This window comes from Solidesulfovibrio aerotolerans (assembly GCF_009856865.1).
GTDB classification, from domain to species: domain Bacteria; phylum Desulfobacterota; class Desulfovibrionia; order Desulfovibrionales; family Desulfovibrionaceae; genus Solidesulfovibrio; species Solidesulfovibrio aerotolerans.
On record NZ_WVUD01000043.1, the window covers coordinates 1 to 20,617 of the forward strand.

Below are 20,617 nucleotides of genomic sequence, written 5' to 3' on the forward strand. Positions count from 1 at the left end.
GCTCAAGGCCACCTTGCCCGCCAGGAAGACTGCTCTGCGCGAAGAGATCAGCGGGCAGCTCGCCGTTCATTCCCGCACCCCTGACATCATCGCGGGGCGGCTTCGACTGCCCTTTTCATCGCCTCGGCCGGGCGTGACCAAGTGCTTGGGCCACCCCGAGAGCAATGAGAGGTTCGGCCGCTTCTGGTTGATCGCGGTCAGCCTTAATGCGTTCAAACAGCGCTGGGGACTGCCCACGCGAAAAGTGGCACAGCCTGAACGTGTCCGGCTATTTCCCCCTGGGGGCGCGGTTTATGAACTCAGCGAAATCATCCAGCGAACGAAGTTGCCAAGCAGTGTCTTCAGGGATGTCGATGGCAAAGCGATCCTCAACTGCGACAATAAAAGTCGGAAAATCCACAGAATCAAGCCCCTGAAGCAAAAGGGGGGCATCAGGCTTCACGCCGGCAATGATTGCCTCATCAATCCCGGCCAAGCGCAATAGATCCGTTAACTCTGACCCCGTGATCGACATGAAAAGCTCCTTCGATTCAGTGCTCGCAGCGACGGCTTAGGCTTGGACCAGCGCGCGGCGCATGATTTTACCCGTCGAGGTCTTGGGCAGGGCTGCAACCAACTGGAAGCGCACGGGGCACATGTCCTCGGGCAGATGCTCCCGGACAAACCGTCGCAGTTCCCCGCCAAAATTTGAACCCGCTTCGACGCCGTTTCGGGCTACGACAAAGGCCTGAGGCCGTTCCAAGCCCTCCACACGGCAACCGATGACGGCGCATTCCACCACGTCAGGATGGGTCAGCAGCACATTCTCGACTTCCTGGGGCGAGACGAACCGTCCCCCCACCTTGAGCATGTCGTCAGCCCGGCCTTGGTGGATGAACACCCCGTCTGAGGCTGTAAACATGTCGCCAGTGCGCAGCCAGCCGTCAGGCAGCATGGTCTCCTGACTTTTTTCTGGAAGGTTCCAGTAGGCGGTTGCCGTGCCTTCTCCTCGGATCAGCAAAAGACCCGGCTGGCCGGCGGCGACATCAGTGTCGGCTTCATCCACCAAGCGGACTTCAAACCCTGGAGCGACTTTGCCGGTGGCACCAGGCATCGCTTCGCCGGGACGGTTGGAAATGAACAGGTTGTAGGCTTCGGTAGAACCGATGCCCTCGCAGATTTCGCAACCGGTCATCTGCTTCCAGGCCTTGAAGGTTGCCGCCGGCAACGCCTCGCCGGCAGAATAAAAGAGGCGCACGCCGCCGAGGTAACTGTCCGGCTCAAGGACTCGCAGCAGGAGGTTATACAAGGTAGGCACGGCGAAAAAAACGCTCGGCCGGTAGCGTCTGATCAACTGGAGCAGTTCGGCGGGGCCAGGCTTTTCGGGGGACAAGATGGCCGTTGCGCCATAGGCCAGGGCCAAGCTGAAGGAGGCGATCAAGCCATAGGCAAAGGACAGCTTGCTGGCGGAGAAAATCACGTCGTTCTCGGTCAGGCCAATCAGGCCGCCGAAGGTCTCGGCCGGGCGCAGAATGTCGCGGTGACGATGGGGAACGCCCTTGGGACGACCCGTGGAGCCTGAGGTGTAGAGCAAAAGGGCAAGATCGTTGGCTTCAGGGGTATGAGGTTCCAGGAAGTCGCAATAGGTTCGTAATCCTTCGGGACCACCTGGGGAGCAGGGCAGAACGGGAATGTTTGAAGCGACAGCGGCGGGATGACCCGTGTCCGCAATCAGTACACGGGCTCCCGCGTCGGCCAGAATCCAGGCATACTCTTCAGGGCGCAGAGACGACGATAGCGGCATGGGGCAAGCGCCGATCCACATAGCCCCCAAAAGCATGATGGGCGTCGCTGGTCCATCCGGCAGGACGCATCCCACCCTATCGCCTGGCTGTACGCCTGAGGCAGCCAGCATAGCCCCGGTTCGGGCTACGGCGCTGGCCAAGTCGGCATAGGTCAAGACGTCGTCGCCGCACAGGTAGGCCGGCTTGTCTGGGTGACGTTCCAGATTGGGGAACAACAGCTCCCACGCCGCATTGGAGACCGAGGTCACAGGCAGCCTCCCTGAATTGTTGTCGGGTTATCCTCATTGAAATAAGCAAGGTGTCTCAAAATGCAAGGGAATCGCAGGCGGAAGTTGAAGATATAGATGTCAGCGTTGTAGCCGAACGTGGAGGGCAATCCGGGACTGATATTGTTGGCCAGGGGGATAGTCTGGGGTGATGCGAGGGATTGCCTCCTGGTAGCGCGCACTGCCGCGATCGTTGGGCAGAAATTAACTTGGCACTGAGGGCTGAATGGCGGAGAAACTGGACAACCATCTGAAATTGTACTGGAATATGAATCGTGCAAGGGAGCAGGGATTCCCTCCCCGGGGTGGAAGGTCCCCAACGTTCCACCCTTCACCTTAAAATTTACGGTAAATAGTTAAAATATTTAACTAAATTTTAAAGGTGCAAGGTGCAAGGTTTAAAAAGTTAAAATATATATATTTATTATTATTTTTCCTTTTTAAAAAAGTATAATCCAACCTTCCACCTTCCACCACATGACATTTATCTTTAAAATACAATATGTTAAGCGGTGCAGGGTGGAAAAAGGGAACCTCCCACCTTCCACCTAGCCTTATGTTTTAAAATAGTATAACAATTTCAATAGAATATACAATTTCTATTTATTTGACTGAAATTCGATAACAATTTTATATTCAATGCATCGAGCGCAGACTTATGCCTCGTAAAATTATCTACTAACTATTCAGTATCTCTACTGCAATCAAGACAATCTGATGCAATCGGAATTGTTCAGCGATCATAAGCAAGAGGAAAAATTCTTTCTGAAAATTGGTACTGTAGTCCATACTGCCGATTAATCGGTCAGCACTCATCAGTATTCTACCATTATTAGGGTATCTTTACCCTTATCAATAAGTTCAGATCTGCCACACAGATAAATACAGCCCAAGGGTCAGAAATCTTGGTCCAGTCAGCGACGAAATGGTCTGTCGCTCTTCCTCGGATACAGGCGGTCTCGCCGAACGCTATCTTTACAGCTTCGGAAGTTGTCGTAAAAACCCCCAACGCCGGGAGGGGCATTGGGGGCCAGGGGGAAGCCGCATACGTCGGGCGGCGTCGGAAGGGAAATTTCCAGGTTAGTCGGCTTTCTTGGCCCCTTTCCGTTCCCACAACTTCATATCATTCATTTTCTTGCGGCGGTCACGAGCCAAAGACTTACAAGCCAATCCAGTTCCCTTTTTATAACCATACTTGGCCCGGTATGCTTCCGGGGTGAGTCCATGGCTGGCAAGGTGCTTCTTGGTGATGACCTTAAAGGACTTGCCACACTCCAGGCAGGTGATAGAGGATTCCTTGATCGCTTTCTTCGAGTCAATGGTCGGGGCTTGGTCCTCAGTGGAGCCTGCAACGAGTTGTCCAACCTCGATAGCCTGGAAGCCTTTTGCCAGCGTGCTGACCATGCTGACGATCTCTTCCTGGGTCATTGAGCGGGTGGTGGCTTGAGCCTTGACGATTTCAAGCGCGGCCTGTGTGTATTCGTTCATTGTGTCCTCGTGTTTGTTTGCGGTGAACACAAGAGCCATAGGCTGTGAGGCACCGTTTGGCAAGGGGGCTCGCGCTACTTGCTTGAATGGGTGATTACCACTATTATACCAAGCACAGCAAGGGGGTGAAGATGAACAGAAGCGAACTAATCAAATCTTTTGCGGAGCGGTTCAATACGCCAGATTACGAGGCCTCAGCCTTCGTAAACCTCTTTTTCGAGAGGATCAGGCAGGCGCTCATTGATGGCGACCGCGTGGAGATTCGTGGCTTTGGCTCCTTCGCAATGAAGGACTACGAGGGCTACACGGGCAGGAACCCCAAGACAGGGGCCGTCGCCACTGTCGGACCAAAGCGGCTGCCGTTCTTCAAGGCGAGTAGGCAATTAAAAGACCTTTTAAACAAGTAATTGGCGGTGACCTGTAGGTGTTATGCATCTATACGTGGAGCGTTCTTTCGCCAAGAGCCTTGGCCAGTTGTTTGAGCAACCCATGCTGCCCGTTAAGATCTCGGGTGTTTGGTTATTGGCCAGCAGGGAATAGATCCTGGTAAAGGAAACTTTGCTGTCGATTTTTCTCATGGTTTTACCTTCATGACCGCCACTAGAGGTGGTCAGACTCAACCAGTTTTTTTACAGAATTATTGCAGTTCCCGGGTGTAACCAATACATTGCTAGCGATATTTGTTAGTTGTTTTCAGGATGATAGATTTATTTCCGGCCCAACTGCTTTACACTCATTGTCGAGACCGATATTAATAATCTGCAATAATTGGATTCTGGAGGGGCCACGTCGGGAATTTACGGGCCTCAAGCTTGGGACAACCACGCAAGTGAGGCTGAACGGTAGAATGCGTTTCTGCCGGAGACCGTGGACCGAATGTTCAACCAACTGAGGTCTAGCGTCCGAGTTAATGACCGACTATGCCTACATTACAAATATTACGGCGTCAGTAGTATTCAGGACATTGCGGCCAACCAACTGACCGGGCAGCTGAATATACTGCAACGATGTAAGATACGAGACAAGATACTCATGTAAATTATTGCATTTTACAACATGATCCGAAAGCTACATATGCCAGTCGTCGGGATGGACAACCAAATTTTTTAGGATATGCTTTTTCAATTATTGCTCGAAAAAATCGGAATAAGTCATGCGAGGCCTTAAATGCCCATTGCTTTAGTAACAGGTGCTAGCAGAGGAATAGGAGCCGCGATCGCCCTAGACCTAGCGCAACATGGCTTCGATATATGGCTAAACTACAGGAATAACCACCAAGACGCCAATCGTGTAGCTGATTTGATTAGGGGGTCAGGACAAAAATGCTTAGAACTTCCTTTTGACGTGTCACACCCAGAGGAAGTTTCGAAATGGCTCACTCCTTTACTAGCACAAAAAACCCCAGACGTCTTGGTTAACAATGCTGGCTTCTCACGAGATGCGCTTTTGGTTTGGATGAAACAAGAAGAATGGAGTGATGTCCTAGGCGTACATTTGCATGGATTCTTTAACGTAACAAAAGCTATACTTCCAGGAATGATTCGGGCTCGTGGTGGACGCATAATCAATATCGTTTCCACTTCCGGCGAACGAGGTGTAGCAGGCCAAGTTAATTACTCCGCTGCGAAGGCAGGACTTATCGGCGCAACCAGATCGCTCGCGGTGGAGGTTGCCAAGCGGAACATTCTGGTCAACGCAGTCTCGCCTGGTTTTATTGAAACTGAAATGACCAGTGCCATACCCAAGGATAAAGTGCTTCCTCTGATCCCTTTAGGCCGATTTGGAACGCCGGAGGAGATAGCCGCTGTCGTGAGATTTCTTTGCTCGCCCGGTGCAAGCTATATCACAGGGCAAGTGATTGGTGTGAACGGGGGGGTGTCGTGATCCACCGGGTCGTCATCACAGGATTTGGCATCGTCTCGTGCCTGGGCATCGGCGCAGAGAACGTGGGGAATGCGCTTCGGCAAGGGAAAAGCGGTATCGTCAATGATCCAGAACGTTCAGCATTAGGTTTTCGAAGCCCCCTCACAGGTCAGATAAGTGGTTTCGACCGACAGGCTTATCTGAGCCGCAAGCAACGCAAGACCATGCCTGATTTCGTTCTTCACGCTTATGTGGCAGTTGAAGAGGCCATGGGCATGGCGCGACTCACCCGGGAAGATGTCCATGGCCCAGCAACCGGCATTATTTTCGGAGCGGACTCAAGTTGCGAGTCCGCCATCCGGGCGGTTGACATTGTGAGAGCAACTGGCGAGACCAAGGCTATTGGCGGCGCTACTGTCTTTGGGGTCATGAACTCGACGGTCAGTATGAATCTGGGATGTCTCTTCGGCATCCAGGGCGCGTGTTGGACAGTCAGTGCCGCGTGCGCGAGTGGAACCTTGGCCATCGGACAGGCCGCACAGCTTGTTGCCTCAGGACAGCAGCAGCGCGTCATCTGCGGTGGTGCCCAGGAAATTAATTGGCAATCTACGTCCAGCTTTGACGCCCTCAGAGCCTTCAGTATGGACTCCGTCAATCCGACACGGGCCAGCAAACCTTTCGATAGCAGGCGCGATGGTTTGGTGCCCAGTGGTGGGGCGGCGGCCTTGGTGCTGGAAAGCCATGACTCGGCATCCAGGCGTGGTGTACCGATAGCAGGTGAAGTACTTGGCTTTGGCTTTGCTTCGGATGGTGAGAGCATGGCAGTACCTACAGGAGTTGGCCTTGGGATGGCTATCCGGCAGGCCCTGCATCAGGCCGGGGCCGGCCCGGAGGCCATTGATTATATATGCGCCCATGCCACATCCACTCCGCGCGGGGATGCGGTCGAGGCACAAGTACTTCTAGACATCTTTGGAGATATTCAACCGCCAACTTCGTCTCTTAAATCCATGACTGGCCATGAGCTTTGGATGGCCGGTGCTTCTCAGGCTGTTAGCTGCTCCATCATGGCCCAGGGCGGTTTTATTGCTCCGAATATCAATTTTGAGGAGCCGGATGAACTGTCTTCAAGGCTCAACATAATCCGCGAGTTAATCCCGCAGGGGCCGCAGATGGCGCTTTGCAACGCCGCCGGTTTCGGCGGCACCAATGCAGCCCTTATACTGGGATTTCAAAGATGAAACGAACGTGTGTGGTGATCGGCGGCGGGATTTCCGGCATGAGCACCGCCATTCTGTTGGCCAAACAAGGATTTGACGTCACTCTGGTCGAAAGGGCCAGTCGGCTCGCCCCCCTTGTCAGAGGTTTTTCTCGCCAGGGAATGCACTTTGAGACCGGTTTCCATCATACCGGCTACCTGGAACAGGGTGAGATACTAGACCGGGCTTTTAAAGTTATGGGATTGACAGGCATAGAATCATTCCCGCTGGGCCTAGGAAGTGACCAAAGGGTGGTAGTGGATGGGGGGCCGACCGAGGGATATCCAATGTCTTCTGGATTCGTTCGTCTGCTGGATGTGCTCGGAGATTATTTTCCCCAAGAGCGGTCGCCCTTGCAGAATTATCTCAACTCAGTTGAAAAAACCCAGAACAGCTCTCCCTACCTAGCGCTTGATGCCTCTGGCCCGAGGGAAACACCTTATCGAGACTCAACATTGGCCGAAGTGCTTGATAGTTTGTTTACCGACAATAGGCTAAAGAGTATTCTTGCTTCCCAGGTTTTGTATCATGGTGTTCCGCCTGCCGAAGTCTCTTTCGTATTTCATGCCTGGGTTGGGGCAGCTGCCCTGCGTTCTCTGCGAACGATTAAGGGGGGGGGGAAGAGTCTGGTTCAAGCTTTTGAACGCGCACTCGAATATGCCGGGGTCCGCGTTGAGACGGGAAGAGGCGTCAACAGAGTCATCGTCTCGCCAGCGGGAGCCCTGGCTGGCGTATGCCTCGAGGACGGGCAGGCGCTGGAAACGAAAATTTGCGTCAGCACCGTTCACCCCGCGTTGCTTGCCGATCTTATTCCTGAAGGAATTTTTAGACCTGCATACACAAACCGGCTGGCGAGACTCCCCGAGACTCCCCGAGCCGCTATGGTGTTTGGAATGATCCCTACTAACTCAGATGTCGCGCCAGGAAATTCGTGGCTGTTTCTTGAGGGCCACAATCCCGCATGTTGGTTTGGCGTAGAAGATCGCCGAGGGCCTGGGGCTATGTCTGTCATGATATCCGACCCTGGCGGAGATAATGGGATGGCGAGTTTGGAACTCGCAGCATGTAGCGCTCCCGACGTATCGAAGTATGAGTTGAAAGAACATCTCATCCAATCCTACATGCAAAGATTGCCATCACTTTACCAGAGGACACAATTTCTGGAAGTGGCGTCACCATCTACTTTCGCCCGCTTTACCAACTCGCCTTTCGGCAGCTATTATGGCCCACAGCACGCGGTGGGCGTGCACCCTCCCCAGCCACGCACCAGACTCCCGGGTTTCTATCTGGCCGGACAGGCGGTGGTGGCTCCCGGCATAGCTGGGGCTGTGATTTCTGCGTGTGTGGCTGTGGACGTTATGCTCGGAGGCGATACCGTACTCAAGGAACTGCGCCAATGTTGAAAGGCAGGGTTGTCGTGACGGGGTATGGGGCCGTCTCGCCCTATGGATTGGGCGTCCAGACGTATTGGGATGGCTTGATAGCCGGTCATAGCGTGGTACTGACGGATTCGAAACAATTGAGTACACTTAAAGTCAGAAGCCATCTTTGCGCTCGAGTCCAGGACTTCCCGTCAAAGGATATTCCCAGGCAGCATAGGCGGACTATGAGCCGTATGTCTCAGTATGCATATTGGGCCGCACGAGAAGCATTGGAGGTGGCTCAACTACCTGAGGATCTCTTGCACAATGGACGAACAGGAGTCGTCATTGGGTCCACAACCGGGAGCGTGGATGGCCTGGAGGAGTTCTTCAGAAATTATATAACCACGGAATCCTTAGATACAGTTAAATCGACATTGTTTTTCAAAGTCATGAATCATTCAGCAGCCTGCAATCTTGCCCAGGCCCTTGGGACGACAGGTCCACTTCTCGCACCGTCGGCAGCGTGCGCCACAGGCTGTCAGGCCTTAGGTATGGCGGCCATGCTGGTGGCCTCGGGGCAAATGGATGTGGCGATATGTGGAGGGACGGACGAATACCATCCGTTGACAACAGCTACTTTTGATATCATGAATGCATCCTCAACTATTTATAATGACAATCCAACCAAGAGTCCGCGGCCTTTCGATAGCGCCAGGGATGGCGTCGTCTGTTCCGAAGGTAGCGGCATCCTGGTCTTAGAGAGTCTTGAACATGCGACCAACCGTGGCGCATCAATCATTGCAGAACTTGTAGGATACGGAACTAATCTTGACTCCGGCCATATAGCGCATCCCAGCCGAGAATGTATAGGAAAGTGTATACGTCTGGCTCTCCAGTGCGCAGACATCGAACCGGATGCCGTGGATTACATCAATGCCCACGCCACTGGGACGATGCAGGGAGATGCTGCGGAGGGACTCGCCTTAGAAGATGTTTTTGGTTCGGGGACCCCGGTGAGTTCACTAAAAGGATATTTCGGCCATGCCATGGCTGCGAGTGGAAGTCTCGAGGCCATTGCCTGTCTCAAAATGTTGCATGATGGACTCATCATTCCGACTCGAAATTTGGATGCCCCGGACCCTTCCTGTGGAAATATCCAACATGTCCAGCAATTATTACGCAAGCCGATCGCCACAGCTATCAAGAACAATTTTGCTCTCGGCGGCGTAAATGCCGTACTAGTATTCAGGAGTTCTGTTTAATGACTGACCAGGAAATAATTGAGCGTGTCAATGCGGGACTTGAGGAAGAATTTGAAATCCCACGCGAGAAACTCGTCCCGGATGCTAAGATTTATGAAGAGTTAGGTCTAGATAGCCTAGACGCCGTAGACATGGTGGTGGTTCTTGAGCAGCAGTTTAAAATCAAGATCCGTGAAGATGACGGTATTCAGAAAATCCGGACTCTGGCGGATCTTTATGCATTCATTCTTCAAAAGGTTGCGACCAGGCCGGAACAATGAGAAGCTGTGTCCTCGCAAGTCTGGCGATCTGGACCACTTTGCTTCTAATCGCGCTAGGGGCCGTCCTCCTTGCCCCCCCCATTTGCCTTCTCATTGGAAGTGCCACCCGAATGCCATGGCCCAGGCTGGCGCGGTACTGCATTTGGGGCTACGGCAGGGCTGTGGCTTGGTTGCTTGGACTTTTTTTCACCATTCGCGTCCATGAAAGGCCTGACTTTCCTCAAAGTTTGCCGCGTATTTTCGTCTTCAATCATGGATCATTGCTTGACCTCTTTCTCATTACATTGGTGGCCCCGCCGGACTCTGTCTGTTTGGCCCGACAATGGCCCTTTTCAGTGCCCCTATTCGGCCCGGTCATGCGACTGGGAGAATATATCAACGTGGAACGCCAGTCAGGTCAGGAATTGTTGGAGCGAGCAAGAACGCTCCTCCATAAAGGAATCAGCCTCGGTGTTTTTCCCGAAGGGACACGGACTCGTACGAACACTCTAGGGCGTTTCCGGTCGGGAGCTTTCAAGCTATCCCTTGAAACAGGTGTGTCCATCCGGCCGGTCTCCATCATTGGGACCTGTTCAATCTTGCCCCCGGGCCAGTGGAAGCTTCAGAGAGGAGAAATACACATAAGTGTGCTGGAAGATATCTCTCCAGTGCCTTATGTGGTCGATATGCTGGGACATCTGGCAATGTGTCGCTACACACGCAAGCGTATGGCCATTGCAGGCTTGTCTTCCCCAAAAACCTCTTGCGAAAATGGAGCCAGGAATGAATCTCACTCGGATTCTTGTTATGATGCTACTGATTCTGACCGCCACATTCGTCTCCTGCCGCACAGCGGCAGTACGCAACATCCCCTTAAACAGCATCCCGGCCACACAGGATAAAGCACTTTCGACTGATGAAATCGAGTCATCAATTATTAGGGGTGGCAGTAAAGTCGGGTGGAACATGCGCAAGATTGAGCCGGGACTTATAGTTGGCACAATACAGGTTCGTGTGCACGAAGCGCAAGTCAATATCCGCTATACAGCCAACACATGGGACATCACCTATCGCGATAGCAAGAACCTGAAGTATAACGGTGAGAAAATTCATTCGAACTACAATAAATGGGTCAGCAAACTTGCTGATGCCATCCGGACGCAAATTGACGAGGACGAAGCCGCAGTTCCTTCAAAAAAGAAATAGGCGCCTACTTTCATGACCATTTTCCCGTTCGGAGCTTGTCCTGTCCCAGCCTTGGAATTCATCCCCCACCGCCCGCCCATGGCTCTGGTGAAGAGCCTTGAGCGGGCGTACGGGGAAGGATGCATTATTTGCACTGTCATTCCAGCCGGCACCATGTTTATCCGTGAAGATGCGACCGTGGAGCCTTTGGTCCTTCTCGAAATTATTGCTCAGGCCTGTGCCGTTTACGGAGGTTGGAGGACCAAGGACGACAGCCAGGGAAAACAGGCTGCGTTTCTGGCCGGCGTTAGTTCATTCGAGATAGTCGGGAAGGCCGTAGCTGACGAACCCATGGAGATCACGGTGACGCTCCTTAGGGAATTCGCCGGCTTCCATCTCTTCAACGGTGAGTTGCGGCAAGGCGGATATGACGTGGCTCGCGCCAGTCTCAAGGCCTACCAACCTGCCGCGACAACCACGAGGCTTGAGACATGAGGCTTTTCTTGACCCTAATTCTGGCCCTGGCCCTCGTGGATGTGCCGTTATTGTCTTTGGCCACTGTGCTCACGGAAGACACCTTGTCCCGACTGACCACCAAGGCCGGACAGGTGAAGAGTATTCAAGCCGAGTTCACACAGGAGAAGCGGCTCAGCATTTTCAAACAGACGCTGATCTCGAAAGGTAGATTTGTCTTTCAGAGACCCGCCTCTTTACGGTGGGAATATCAGGATCCGGTTCATTCTGGGTTTATTGTGCATGAAGAGTCTGGCATTCGGTGGAATGCGTTGACAGGCGAGACACGAGATTTTTCGCTTCAAAACGACCCCATTATGCGACTGGTTTCCGGTCAGATCCTGCTTTGGACCACCCTTAACCTTCAAGCCCTCTCCAGGACATATCACATTGACATCGAATCAATCTCCCCCGCAATTCTTCATTTCACGCCGCTCACAGCCGGTCCCGGGCCCATTGTTGGCATGCGAATCACTTTTACGCCTGACGACATGGCCATCGCCACGATTGAAATGATGGAGACACAAGGTGATACCACCACAATTCGTTTCCATAACACCCAACTCAATGACGAAATTCCCGCATTGGTTTTCACGCGACAATGAACGTTACCAGTCTGATCGTCCGGTTGAATCGATCTTTTGCAGCACATAAACAACTTGGATTGTGGTGCGTAGGTATCCTCTTGGCTTCAGGATTGACGGGCACCATCTTGTTGAAGCCCGTCGAGGATATTGCTTCCATGATCCCCAACGACGGCTCTAGGCTCGCGGAAGATTTCAGACTTATCCAAAAGGCACCCTTCATCAACCGCGCCCTTATAAGCGTGGCCGCCCCTCAGGGAACGACAACGGCTGATCTCGCCGCCGCTGGAGACGCCCTGGCGGCTGCTCTTCCTGCTGTGTTGTTCCCGGAAATACACAAAGGTCCCGCGATAAACACACCTGCGGATTTCGTCCTGGGCATGCTTGACCTCCTGCCCGCGCTTTTCACTGAGAAAGACCGCGCCGAGGTGGAAAAGCGCCTTGCGCCAGCGGCAGTTCGGCAGTCTCTACTAGAGTGCGTACAGATACTTACCTCTCCCGAAGGACTCGGCATGAAGGATATCATACGTCGAGACCCTTTGCGCCTGCGTGAATTGGCCTTGTCTAAGCTGGCGAACTTGCGCCTGTTGGATTCACTCAGGATCGAACATGGCCGATTCTTGAGCAAGGACGGTCTGCATATGTTGATCATAGCACGTCCTGCCCCGGCAATGACGGATTCGAAAGGCGCGGACCAAGTCGTGGCTGCCTTCCAACAAGCACGAACTGCCTTGCCGCCAGGCTATGATGCTACCCTCATCGGAGGTCACCGGCATACCCAGGCTAACGCCGCCGCCATACAGTCCGACATGACCACAGTACTGGCGGCGTCTACCCTCGGGCTGGCCGTCATTTTTCTCGTTTTCCTTCGGTCTGGAGCAGGCTTTTTCGCGTTTCTGTTGCCACTTGTCGTACTCCCTCCTGCAGCTCTAGCTACACGTTTTGTTTTTGGCTCCATTTCAGGCATCACCATCGGCTTCGGTTCGGTTCTCATGGGGGTCGCGGCAGATTATTCCATCTATGTCTATTTTTCCATGCGTGCTCGTCACCTCTCCGCTGCGACGGCTCTTGGACGGGTGGCCGCACCTGTTTGGTATGGAGCGGCCACATCCCTGGTTTCTTTTGCAGCGCTCCTGTTTTCGGCGATGCCTGGCGTTCGGGAACTGGCCTTTTTCGCACTGGTCGGGCTCGTCCTGGCGCTTTGCCTGGCCCTGGTGGTCCTGCCCTGTTTGATCGGGCCGGAGAGTGAACCGGCACGAAAACCAGCAATGTGTTCTCAACGGCCATTACTCACCCCCCTCTGGTCGCTCATACTGACTGTTCTGACCCTTGTTTCTGGAGTATGTCTGGGCCGAAACGTCTCCTTCGATTCTGATCTGCACGCCCTCTCTGCATCCGGGGCCGCCATTAAACATGATGAGGCGATGCTGTATTCCATCTGGGGAGGAATGCATGACAAGACGATGATCTTCTCCAGAGGAGCCAGCCTGGACGAGGCTCTGGACGCCAACATAGAGCTTTTTACCGATGCCTCGACTCACAAGGACTCTTCGGGTCTGATAAGCCTCGCCCCGATACTGCCCCCAAGTCGAGTTCAGACTGCCAACATTCAAAGATGGCGGACCTTCTTTACTCCCGAACGTATGTCTGACCTCTTTGGCTTGGTGAAATCAGAGGCGTCGCTCCTGGGATTCACACCGGATGCATTCGAACCTCTTTGGGAATTTCTGGGGGCTCCAGCCCCGTCGCTTGCCACGCCCGAGCAACTGCGAGCCATGGGTTTGGGCGAGGTGATTGATCTTCTGCTGACCAGGGACGCTGATCAATACCTCGCAATCAGTCTCACTGCTGAAAGTTCTTCTGAATTCAGTGTTCCTGAGAGGTTAGCTGGCAAAATTCGGACCATATCCCAATCACGTTTTGGCCGGGAACTGACTAAGTGCGTTCAGAACGACTTCATCCGTTTCTTCCTGCTGTCCGTGGTTGGCAATATACTACTGCTTTACATCCTCTTGCGCTCCCTACGATTGACCTTGATTTCGTTACTGCCAACCGCAGTAGGACTGTCCCTTGTTTTTACCCTAATGGGAGCCCTGGGTATCGGTTTGAATCTTTTTGGTGTAATATCCCTCCCTCTGATCATTGGAATCGGAGTCGATTATGGCATTTTCATAGCCATGAATGGTGCCGGCGAAGACCAACGAGCCACACTGCGTTCAGTCATGGTGGCCGGCCTCACGACAGTCGTCGGGTTCGGGGCTTTGGCTCTAGCGCGACATCCAGCCCTTCATTCCATTGGCCTAGTGGTATTAATTGGCATTTCTGGAGCTGTGTTGGCTGCCTGCCTGCTCGTCGCTCCCCTGGGAAAATTGAATGAACGCCGCCGCCCGTGATGTGCTGGTCCTTGCCATTCTGCTGGCCGCCTCGGTCATGCTTTCTGGCTGTCAAAGCGGTTGTGTTGGTGCCACCCTTCCGGCTGAGCGCACAGCCGTTCGCCTCTCCGGGCACAGCGGCTGGTTTGACCGTGCAGAGGAAGTGCGGTTCCAGGGGGGCATGCTGGTGCGTACGCCCTTCGCCAAAGTCCCTCTCATAGCCTTCATCACGATAGATGCCCCGGGTCATGTAGCATTCGTTGGATTGAGCGACTGGGGCATGCGTTTGGCCGAGGCATCAGTCACACTGGAAGACCCCGCCCCGGCTCAGTTACAGGCCAGCTTGACCCGCATTCCCAAACTTGCTTCCAGGTTGTCGCTGGCCCTTACCCGTATTTTCTTAGTCTGGCCTGGACATGGCGATTATGCAGAGTTGCTGGGGAAAAACGCTTCAAGGGAACAACCGATTACACCAGCTGTGGTTCGTTATGCCTTCGACGCTGAAACGACCCAGATGACTGAGAAAAAAGGCCGCGATAGACAAGACACTTGGTGCGTCTCCATGCTCTACGGTGACCGGACCTCTCCTGAGGCCCTGCCCGTGGAGATTATTTACCGAGCCGGCGGATTGGAAATTGTGCTACAGCTAAAGGAACTAGCTGGACATGAGTGAATTAAATAAGGCAATTCTGGCGGCAAGCCGTGGTGATGCCAGAATGGAACGGGACGGCTGGGTTTGTCGTGAATTCGTCTTTCGGGAAGACTTCCCAGGCTTCGACGGGCACTTTCCTAATTATCCGGTTCTCCCAGCCATCATCCAAATGATGGCCGGAGCCAGCCTGACAGCCTCGTGGTTGGGTCGTATTCCCGAAGTCTGCCAAGTAAAGAATGCCAAATTTATGGCCCCGATCCACCCGAACGCGGTCGTGCACATCCACGCTAGGGCGCAAGGTCTGGAAACCGCTGAGATTCGTGTATTGCTCGGGGACCGACTTGCAGCAACCTTTACGCTAGGTTTTTCCTTAGCTGTATGAGAAAAAAATATTTTCCACTTGATCCAAGCGCACCGCCGCCGCTTCGGGCCACCGTAGCCCGCCGCGTCCGTTTCGAGGAAGCCGACCCACTCGGCATTGTGTGGCACGGGCGTTACGCAAGTTATTTCGAAGATGCTCGCGAAAGTCTAGGCAACTCCCTAGGCATTGGCTACGTCGACTTCTTTGCTAAGGGTTACAGTATACCGTTGCGCCATCTGAGCGTGGACTTCTTGTCTCCTCTCATCTATCCAGAAGAATTCACCGTCGAAGCTATTCTGCACTGGACAGAGGCCATGCGCCTTAATTACGAGTTTGTCCTGCGTGGCCCCGATCAGGATATACGCGCCACAGGCTGCACGATCCACCTGCTGGTTGATTCAAAGCTGTCCTTGCAAATGACGATGCCGATTTTTTACCGTGATTTCCTCGACTGTTGGCGTGCTGGAACGCTTTTTCGTTCATGAGACGTGTCCTCCTCATATCCTCCAACACGTGCGAGGATCCCTATCCGGTCTATCCTCTCGGGGTGTCTGTTGTGGCAGGCGCGCTTCGCCAAGCAGGTTATCTGACACAAATCTATGACATCTCTCTCAGTGCTTCCTCGGATGACTTGGAACGTGTAGTGAAGGAGTTTACCCCTGATGTTGTTGGCATCTCCGTGCGCAACATCGACAACGTGGACTCCTTGACCGCCGGAGCCTCCTGGACCGGAGATTCCCTACGTGAACTAGTGGCGCGCCTGAAGGGCCTTGTCGCGGGACCAGTAGTCCTGGGTGGCCCTGGTTTTTCCCTCATACCTGAAGAACTGTTGGCTCATACCGGTGCGGACTATGGAGTGACCGGCCCGGGAGAAGCCGCTCTGCCCGCCCTTCTCAATCATCTCGCGGCCAGGAAATCTTCACCCCGGATCGTGTCGGCCGAGGGAACGTCATGCTCCCATATCGGGCCTGCCGCGTGGGACGAATTCCTGTTTCCGGAATATCTCAAACGCGGCGGGTTACCAGGTCTGCATACGAAAAGAGGGTGCCCGAATGCCTGCCTCTACTGTGGTTATCCTGTGGTCGAAGGGACAACAATATGCCACCGTGATCCGTTGGAAGTGGTGGAAGATTTGCGTCACGCCAGAGACCATTTTGGAGCTAGGGATTTTTTCTTCACCGATGCAGTATTTAATGACTCTGAGGGCGGCTATCTTCGCTTCGCGGAAATCCTGGCAGGAGCCGGCCTGGGCATCCGTTTCGGTGCATACTTCCAGCCCTGCCGCATTGGGGCAAACGAACTCAACCTCTTGAAACAAGCCGGTCTCATGGCCATGGAACTGGGGACCGACAGTGGTTGCGACCAGATCCTCACGCGCTTGCGAAAGCCACATCGTATGGAAGACGTGTTTGCATTTCAGGCGATATGTCATGCCCATTGTATTCCTTGCGCGCACTTCATAATTTTTGGCGGTCCTGGCGAAACCATGGACACCGTGGAAGAGGGGCTTGCGAACCTGGAAAAACTCGAGGGAAGTTGCATTTTTGCATTTATGGGGCTCCGGATACATCAAGGCACCGGCCTGCACCGTCTGGCCGTGAAAGAGGGCCGACTCGCCGTTGGTGATCCACTGCTCCGTCCAGTCTTTTATCTCTCTTCCCTTTTGGACCCCATACTTCTGGAAGACCGCATCCGTCGGTCCTTTTCTGGACGGCGTGATCGCTTTTTCCCCCCCGAGGAGGGGAACCTGCGCATGCGAATTCTACGCCGTATGGGTTATTCTGGACTTTTGTGGGATACTCTCCCCATCTTTACTTCCCACAATCAACGTGGCCCCCGGACATGATCAACAACCTTCGAGTATGCATTCTTATACCCGTTTACAACCATGGAGCCACTCTGCGCACCGTGGTGACGCAAGCTCTTGCCATCCATCCATATGTACTCGTGGTGGACGATGGATCAAGTGACGGAGGCGGGGCAACTCTGGCCGATCTTCCGATTATCCTGAAAAGGCACCCGGAAAACCGGGGCAAAGGTGTGGCCATAATGACTGGGGCAGCCGAGGCTGTACGACTCGGCTACACGCACATGATTACTCTGGACGCTGATGGGCAGCACGACCCCCGGGACGTCGCGATGTTCCTCCCCATCATTGATGCGGCCCCCATGGCGATCATCGTGGGAGCGCGCGATTTCAATATCCCCAATGTTCCTCGTTCCTCCCGGTTCGGCCGTCGGTTCTCCAACTTTTGGTTGCGGGTTCAAACCGGACAGATACTCGACGATGTGCAATCAGGATTTCGTGCCTATCCCCTGAACGTCCTCCTGGCTCTCGACCTTGGTGAGACCCGCTATTCGTTTGAAGTGGAGGTGTTGGTCAGGGCTGCCTGGGCCGGCTTTCCGCTTTGCGAAGTCCCCATCTCTGTCTATTATCCACCGCGTCACGCTAGGATCTCGCACTTTGACGCCTTCTGGGACAATGTGCGCATCAGTCGGCTGAATACGAAGTTGACCATTAGGGCTATGATGCCACTGCCCCAACAAAAGCTATGCCTGAATCGCACTGGGAGCGTCAGTGCCATTCATCCGCTCAGGTCCCTACATCTACTTCTGGCCGAAAGGGAAACACCTATAAACCTGGCCCGATCCGTCGCGTTCGGCGTCCTCGTGGGGGCACTTCCTTTGCCGGGGCTTTCCTGCATCATCATCCTGTTGGCCTCCGGTTATCTAGCCCTGAACAAGTACGCCGCCTTGGCGGCCAACCAGTTGTGCATCCCCCCCTTTGTCCAGGCCGCTTGCGTTATGACGGGCTTTTATTTCCAACATGGACGGTGGCTCACAGAATTTTCCGTCCAGACCCTTGGCTATCAGGCGGGTCAGCGTCTCTTCGATTGGATTCTTGGGTCGCTTGTCGTGGCTCCAGTCCTGGCCCTGGCCATCGGTCTGCTGGTGTATCTCCTGGCCCTACCGATACGATATTCACTTAAGGGAAATCCGTGATCCCCGCTTCCCGATGGTCGAGTCGCAGCCTTGGCTCGCGGTTGCAACATGATTTTTTTTACGCCTGCATCCGTCTGGGAGGATGGCGTTTGGCCTATGTGGTCTTGGCGGCAGTGGTGCTCTTTTACACATTGCTCCCGTCGGTGCGAAAGAGGTCCCATCCTTATCTCTCTCGGCGATTCCCTGGAGCAAGTCGGACAGCAATGTTCAGGCATACCTACCGGTTAAACTTCACTTTCGGCAAAGTCCTAGTGGACCGGGCTGTGCGAGGAATTGTCGGACTCGGAAAGGTGGAAGCTTCCCTGGAAGACACACAACATTTCCTACAACTTCTGGACGAGGGCCGGGGCCTTATTGTCATCACCGCCCATGTCGGCGCATGGCAATGGGCCATGTCCGAACTATCCTTCACCGGCCGACGGATGCACGTGCTGTATAGGCGTGACGTCGGAGATGTGGACCGGCAGTATTTTGAGCATTCCGAAGAAGCTGAACCACCGCATTTTATAGACCCATGTTCCGACTTCGGGGGGGTCATCGAAATCATGGCCGCCTTAAAAGCCGGAGAGGTTGTTTGCGCCATGGGAGACCGCGTCATGGGAGACTCAGGCAACACTGTGGAAGCGCCCCTTTTCGATGGAACGATACACTTGCCCCTCGGACCATTCGTCATCGCAGCGAAACTCGGGACGCCAGTGGCCCTGGTCTTCGTGCCACGGACTGGTCCGTGCCGGGCACAAGTCCTCGTGCCACGTGTTTTCGAGGAGACACAAGGCATTGATCCGAAACTGATGGTCTTCGGCCTCGCCAGGGAGCTTGAGAAGTTCGCGCAGGAGAATCCTTATCAATTTTTTAATTATTATGACCTGTGGGACTTGCCACAGGCCTGAGCAGCGCCCGAGTCACGATTAGGTAACAACCAACGCCGAGGAAAGAATGCAGCTTCGTCAACAAGTGAAAGAAGCCTTGATCAAGGATCTGAACCTCCAATCCATCACGCCGGAGGGAATTGAGGACGACGCACCACTCTTTGGCGACGGCCTGGGTTTGGATTCCCTGGACGCCGTGGAACTGGTGGTACTCGTGCAAAAGCGTTTTCATGTTGAAATCAAAGACATGGATGAGGGGCGCGTTGCCTTTGCTTCCGTCAACACGCTCGTCAAATTTATCGAGGAGCGCCGGTAACGATGCCTCGAACTCCGGCCCTTGCCACCGTCACCGGCATCGGGTGCGTCTGCGCGGCGGGGCGCTCCCTGGAAGCGGTCCTGGACAACCTGGAGGCCAATCCGCCTGTACCCGAACCACCAAAACGTTTTTTAGAAGTCGTGGAGACGCCTTACCCGGTATTCGAGGTAAGGGATGACCTTGAACCGCCTGCAGACCATGGCCTAGCCCTCCTCTTGGAAAGCGCCTTGCAAGCAGTTGCCACCGCAGGTCTCGCTCCAAAAGATCTACTTTGTAAATGTGTAGGAATCTGCATTGGATCATCGGTGGGATTCGCCGTCAATTATCTCCCCCTGTACAAAGCTTGGCACCAGGGCAATGCGCTTCCCAAAGCTTTGCTCGACGTATTTAGACACTCCAACTACGCCCTAAGCCTTAAGGAGCGACTGGGGCTCACCGGGCCGTGCCAGTTGGTGGCCAATGCATGTGCCTCAGGTACGGACTCCATTGGTATCGGTGCGTCTTGGATCGCCTCCGGCATGTGCGACATGGTCTTAGCCGGCGGTGCAGAGAGCCTCTCAATTGTCAGCTATCTCGGATTTAGCCGCCTGATGATCGCCGATACCGCCCCATGCCGTCCTTTCGATCGCACGCGAAACGGCCTTAATCTGGGCGAAGGCGCGGCATTATTTCTGCTGGAACCAGCCGCTACACCACGACCTGGATTGGGATATATCCGAGGTTATGGTTCGGCCAGCGACGCTTTTCATCTCACCGCTCCGCATCCCGCAGGGCGGGGTCTACGGCGCGCCATGGCAGAGGCTATGCGGCAGGCGGCGGTCACGCCCCGGGAGGTCGCCTTCATCAACGCTCATGGCACTGGCACTCGCGACAATGACAAGGTGGAAGGCCTCGTCATTAGAAACTTGCTTCCAGACATCCCGGTACTGGCTACCAAAGGGGCCACAGGACACACGCTGGGCGCAGCTGGAGCCATTGAGGCGAGCATCACTCTGGGCTGCCTGAACAGAGGTACCATTCCAGCATCACACGGCTTCTGTAAATCGGATCCTGAGGTCGGGGTCAATCCGACGACTCATCCAGTGAAGCTGGAAAGCCGCATAGCCCTGTCCGATTCACTGGCCTTCGGCGGTAGCAATGCCGTCCTAGTGCTTGAGGGAAAACGAAAATGATACCCTTGGCTATTCGATCATACGGCATTGCCGGCATAGCGGAGGGACTGCCCGGGTATATTCAG

At 54.1% G+C, this 20,617-nt stretch carries 22 protein-coding genes; 19 read left to right on the top strand and 3 right to left on the bottom strand.

From position 1 onward, the window contains the following. Positions 1-268: 268 nt before the first annotated feature. From GTA51_RS21520 to GTA51_RS16865, 3 genes are all read right to left on the bottom strand, one after another. Positions 269-514, bottom strand: coding sequence for an acyl carrier protein (locus tag GTA51_RS21520; RefSeq protein ID WP_160963133.1), 246 nt, complete (start codon positions 512-514; stop codon positions 269-271). Between the two features lie 36 nt (positions 515-550). Then, positions 551-2,032: a benzoate-CoA ligase family protein gene (locus GTA51_RS16860; protein ID WP_160963135.1), complete on the bottom strand. Its 1,482-nt coding sequence runs from the start codon at positions 2,030-2,032 to the stop codon at positions 551-553. A 1,098-nt stretch (positions 2,033-3,130) separates the two neighbouring features. Further along, complete coding sequence (locus GTA51_RS16865) at positions 3,131-3,538, bottom strand: Ros/MucR family transcriptional regulator (protein WP_160963137.1); 408 nt, start codon at positions 3,536-3,538, stop codon at positions 3,131-3,133. Positions 3,539-3,669: 131 nt separating this feature from the next. On the opposite strand from GTA51_RS16865, the gene GTA51_RS16870 reads away from it, so the two are divergent. The 19 genes from GTA51_RS16870 (at position 3,670) to GTA51_RS16960 (ending at position 20,552) form a co-directional block, all read left to right on the top strand. After that, positions 3,670-3,945, top strand: coding sequence for an HU family DNA-binding protein (locus tag GTA51_RS16870; RefSeq protein ID WP_160963139.1), 276 nt, complete (start codon positions 3,670-3,672; stop codon positions 3,943-3,945). 760 nt (positions 3,946-4,705) lie between these two features. Continuing rightward, on the top strand, positions 4,706-5,422 hold the full coding sequence (gene fabG, locus GTA51_RS16875; RefSeq protein ID WP_160963141.1) for a 3-oxoacyl-ACP reductase FabG: 717 nt from the start codon (positions 4,706-4,708) through the stop codon (positions 5,420-5,422). After that, positions 5,419-6,642, top strand: a complete 1,224-nt coding sequence (locus GTA51_RS16880) for a beta-ketoacyl-[acyl-carrier-protein] synthase family protein (RefSeq protein WP_343039529.1) — start codon at positions 5,419-5,421, stop codon at positions 6,640-6,642. The genes fabG and GTA51_RS16880 overlap by 4 nt, the downstream gene beginning before the upstream one ends. Then, positions 6,639-8,063: a phytoene desaturase family protein gene (locus GTA51_RS16885; RefSeq protein ID WP_160963143.1), complete on the top strand. Its 1,425-nt coding sequence runs from the start codon at positions 6,639-6,641 to the stop codon at positions 8,061-8,063. Before GTA51_RS16880 ends, GTA51_RS16885 begins: the two co-directional genes overlap by 4 nt. Next, positions 8,057-9,286: a beta-ketoacyl-[acyl-carrier-protein] synthase family protein gene (locus GTA51_RS16890; RefSeq protein WP_160963145.1), complete on the top strand. Its 1,230-nt coding sequence runs from the start codon at positions 8,057-8,059 to the stop codon at positions 9,284-9,286. The genes GTA51_RS16885 and GTA51_RS16890 overlap by 7 nt, the downstream gene beginning before the upstream one ends. Then, entirely contained in the window at positions 9,286-9,546 is a 261-nt protein-coding gene (locus GTA51_RS16895; RefSeq protein WP_160963147.1) for an acyl carrier protein, read from the top strand. Before GTA51_RS16890 ends, GTA51_RS16895 begins: the two co-directional genes overlap by 1 nt. Positions 9,547-9,656: 110 nt before the next feature. Next, positions 9,657-10,427 carry a lysophospholipid acyltransferase family protein gene (locus GTA51_RS21525; protein WP_369334279.1) on the top strand — a complete coding sequence of 257 codons (771 nt, stop codon included), beginning with the start codon at positions 9,657-9,659 and terminating at the stop codon, positions 10,425-10,427. Then, the gene (locus GTA51_RS20655) at positions 10,333-10,731 is read left to right on the top strand and encodes a hypothetical protein (RefSeq protein WP_170300345.1); all 399 of its coding nucleotides are present in this window, start codon (positions 10,333-10,335) and stop codon (positions 10,729-10,731) included. Before GTA51_RS21525 ends, GTA51_RS20655 begins: the two co-directional genes overlap by 95 nt. A gap of 12 nt (positions 10,732-10,743) precedes the next feature. Next, a complete protein-coding gene (locus tag GTA51_RS16910; protein WP_160963153.1) occupies positions 10,744-11,205 on the top strand; it encodes a hotdog family protein in 462 nt (153 codons plus the stop codon). 8 nt (positions 11,206-11,213) lie between these two features. Then, positions 11,214-11,828 carry a LolA family protein gene (locus GTA51_RS16915; RefSeq protein WP_160963155.1) on the top strand — a complete coding sequence of 205 codons (615 nt, stop codon included), beginning with the start codon at positions 11,214-11,216 and terminating at the stop codon, positions 11,826-11,828. Positions 11,829-11,965: 137 nt separating this feature from the next. Then, complete coding sequence (locus tag GTA51_RS16920) at positions 11,966-14,200, top strand: MMPL family transporter (RefSeq protein ID WP_160963157.1); 2,235 nt, start codon at positions 11,966-11,968, stop codon at positions 14,198-14,200. After that, entirely contained in the window at positions 14,181-14,852 is a 672-nt protein-coding gene (locus tag GTA51_RS16925) for a hypothetical protein (RefSeq protein WP_160963159.1), read from the top strand. Before GTA51_RS16920 ends, GTA51_RS16925 begins: the two co-directional genes overlap by 20 nt. Next, the gene (locus GTA51_RS16930; protein WP_160963161.1) at positions 14,845-15,213 is read left to right on the top strand and encodes an ApeI family dehydratase; all 369 of its coding nucleotides are present in this window, start codon (positions 14,845-14,847) and stop codon (positions 15,211-15,213) included. Before GTA51_RS16925 ends, GTA51_RS16930 begins: the two co-directional genes overlap by 8 nt. Beyond that, entirely contained in the window at positions 15,210-15,677 is a 468-nt protein-coding gene (locus GTA51_RS16935) for an acyl-CoA thioesterase (RefSeq protein WP_160963163.1), read from the top strand. The genes GTA51_RS16930 and GTA51_RS16935 overlap by 4 nt, the downstream gene beginning before the upstream one ends. Further along, positions 15,674-17,038 carry a lipid biosynthesis B12-binding/radical SAM protein gene (locus tag GTA51_RS16940; protein ID WP_246198200.1) on the top strand — a complete coding sequence of 455 codons (1,365 nt, stop codon included), beginning with the start codon at positions 15,674-15,676 and terminating at the stop codon, positions 17,036-17,038. The genes GTA51_RS16935 and GTA51_RS16940 overlap by 4 nt, the downstream gene beginning before the upstream one ends. Further along, complete coding sequence (locus GTA51_RS16945) at positions 17,035-18,195, top strand: DUF2062 domain-containing protein (RefSeq protein ID WP_160963167.1); 1,161 nt, start codon at positions 17,035-17,037, stop codon at positions 18,193-18,195. The genes GTA51_RS16940 and GTA51_RS16945 overlap by 4 nt, the downstream gene beginning before the upstream one ends. A gap of 203 nt (positions 18,196-18,398) precedes the next feature. Beyond that, a complete protein-coding gene (locus tag GTA51_RS16950) occupies positions 18,399-19,085 on the top strand; it encodes a lysophospholipid acyltransferase family protein (protein ID WP_160963169.1) in 687 nt (228 codons plus the stop codon). A 46-nt stretch (positions 19,086-19,131) separates the two neighbouring features. Next, a complete protein-coding gene (locus GTA51_RS16955) occupies positions 19,132-19,380 on the top strand; it encodes a phosphopantetheine-binding protein (protein ID WP_160963171.1) in 249 nt (82 codons plus the stop codon). Between the two features lie 2 nt (positions 19,381-19,382). After that, complete coding sequence (locus GTA51_RS16960; RefSeq protein ID WP_160963173.1) at positions 19,383-20,552, top strand: beta-ketoacyl-[acyl-carrier-protein] synthase family protein; 1,170 nt, start codon at positions 19,383-19,385, stop codon at positions 20,550-20,552. Positions 20,553-20,617: the final 65 nt, after the last annotated feature.

Coding starts and splice junctions, on each gene's coding strand:
- GTA51_RS21520 (WP_160963133.1), bottom strand. CDS start 514: ATGTCGATCACGGGGTCAGAGTTAACGGATCTATTGCGCTTGGCCGGG.
- GTA51_RS16865 (WP_160963137.1), bottom strand. CDS start 3,538: ATGAACGAATACACACAGGCCGCGCTTGAAATCGTCAAGGCTCAAGCC.
- GTA51_RS16870 (WP_160963139.1), top strand. CDS start 3,670: ATGAACAGAAGCGAACTAATCAAATCTTTTGCGGAGCGGTTCAATACG.
- fabG (WP_160963141.1), top strand. CDS start 4,706: ATGCCCATTGCTTTAGTAACAGGTGCTAGCAGAGGAATAGGAGCCGCG.
- GTA51_RS16885 (WP_160963143.1), top strand. CDS start 6,639: ATGAAACGAACGTGTGTGGTGATCGGCGGCGGGATTTCCGGCATGAGC.
- GTA51_RS16890 (WP_160963145.1), top strand. CDS start 8,057: ATGTTGAAAGGCAGGGTTGTCGTGACGGGGTATGGGGCCGTCTCGCCC.
- GTA51_RS16895 (WP_160963147.1), top strand. CDS start 9,286: ATGACTGACCAGGAAATAATTGAGCGTGTCAATGCGGGACTTGAGGAA.
- GTA51_RS21525 (WP_369334279.1), top strand. CDS start 9,657: ATGCCATGGCCCAGGCTGGCGCGGTACTGCATTTGGGGCTACGGCAGG.
- GTA51_RS20655 (WP_170300345.1), top strand. CDS start 10,333: ATGATGCTACTGATTCTGACCGCCACATTCGTCTCCTGCCGCACAGCG.
- GTA51_RS16910 (WP_160963153.1), top strand. CDS start 10,744: ATGACCATTTTCCCGTTCGGAGCTTGTCCTGTCCCAGCCTTGGAATTC.
- GTA51_RS16920 (WP_160963157.1), top strand. CDS start 11,966: ATGATCCCCAACGACGGCTCTAGGCTCGCGGAAGATTTCAGACTTATC.
- GTA51_RS16925 (WP_160963159.1), top strand. CDS start 14,181: ATGAACGCCGCCGCCCGTGATGTGCTGGTCCTTGCCATTCTGCTGGCC.
- GTA51_RS16930 (WP_160963161.1), top strand. CDS start 14,845: ATGAGTGAATTAAATAAGGCAATTCTGGCGGCAAGCCGTGGTGATGCC.
- GTA51_RS16935 (WP_160963163.1), top strand. CDS start 15,210: ATGAGAAAAAAATATTTTCCACTTGATCCAAGCGCACCGCCGCCGCTT.
- GTA51_RS16940 (WP_246198200.1), top strand. CDS start 15,674: ATGAGACGTGTCCTCCTCATATCCTCCAACACGTGCGAGGATCCCTAT.
- GTA51_RS16945 (WP_160963167.1), top strand. CDS start 17,035: ATGATCAACAACCTTCGAGTATGCATTCTTATACCCGTTTACAACCAT.
- GTA51_RS16950 (WP_160963169.1), top strand. CDS start 18,399: ATGTTCAGGCATACCTACCGGTTAAACTTCACTTTCGGCAAAGTCCTA.
- GTA51_RS16955 (WP_160963171.1), top strand. CDS start 19,132: ATGCAGCTTCGTCAACAAGTGAAAGAAGCCTTGATCAAGGATCTGAAC.
- GTA51_RS16960 (WP_160963173.1), top strand. CDS start 19,383: ATGCCTCGAACTCCGGCCCTTGCCACCGTCACCGGCATCGGGTGCGTC.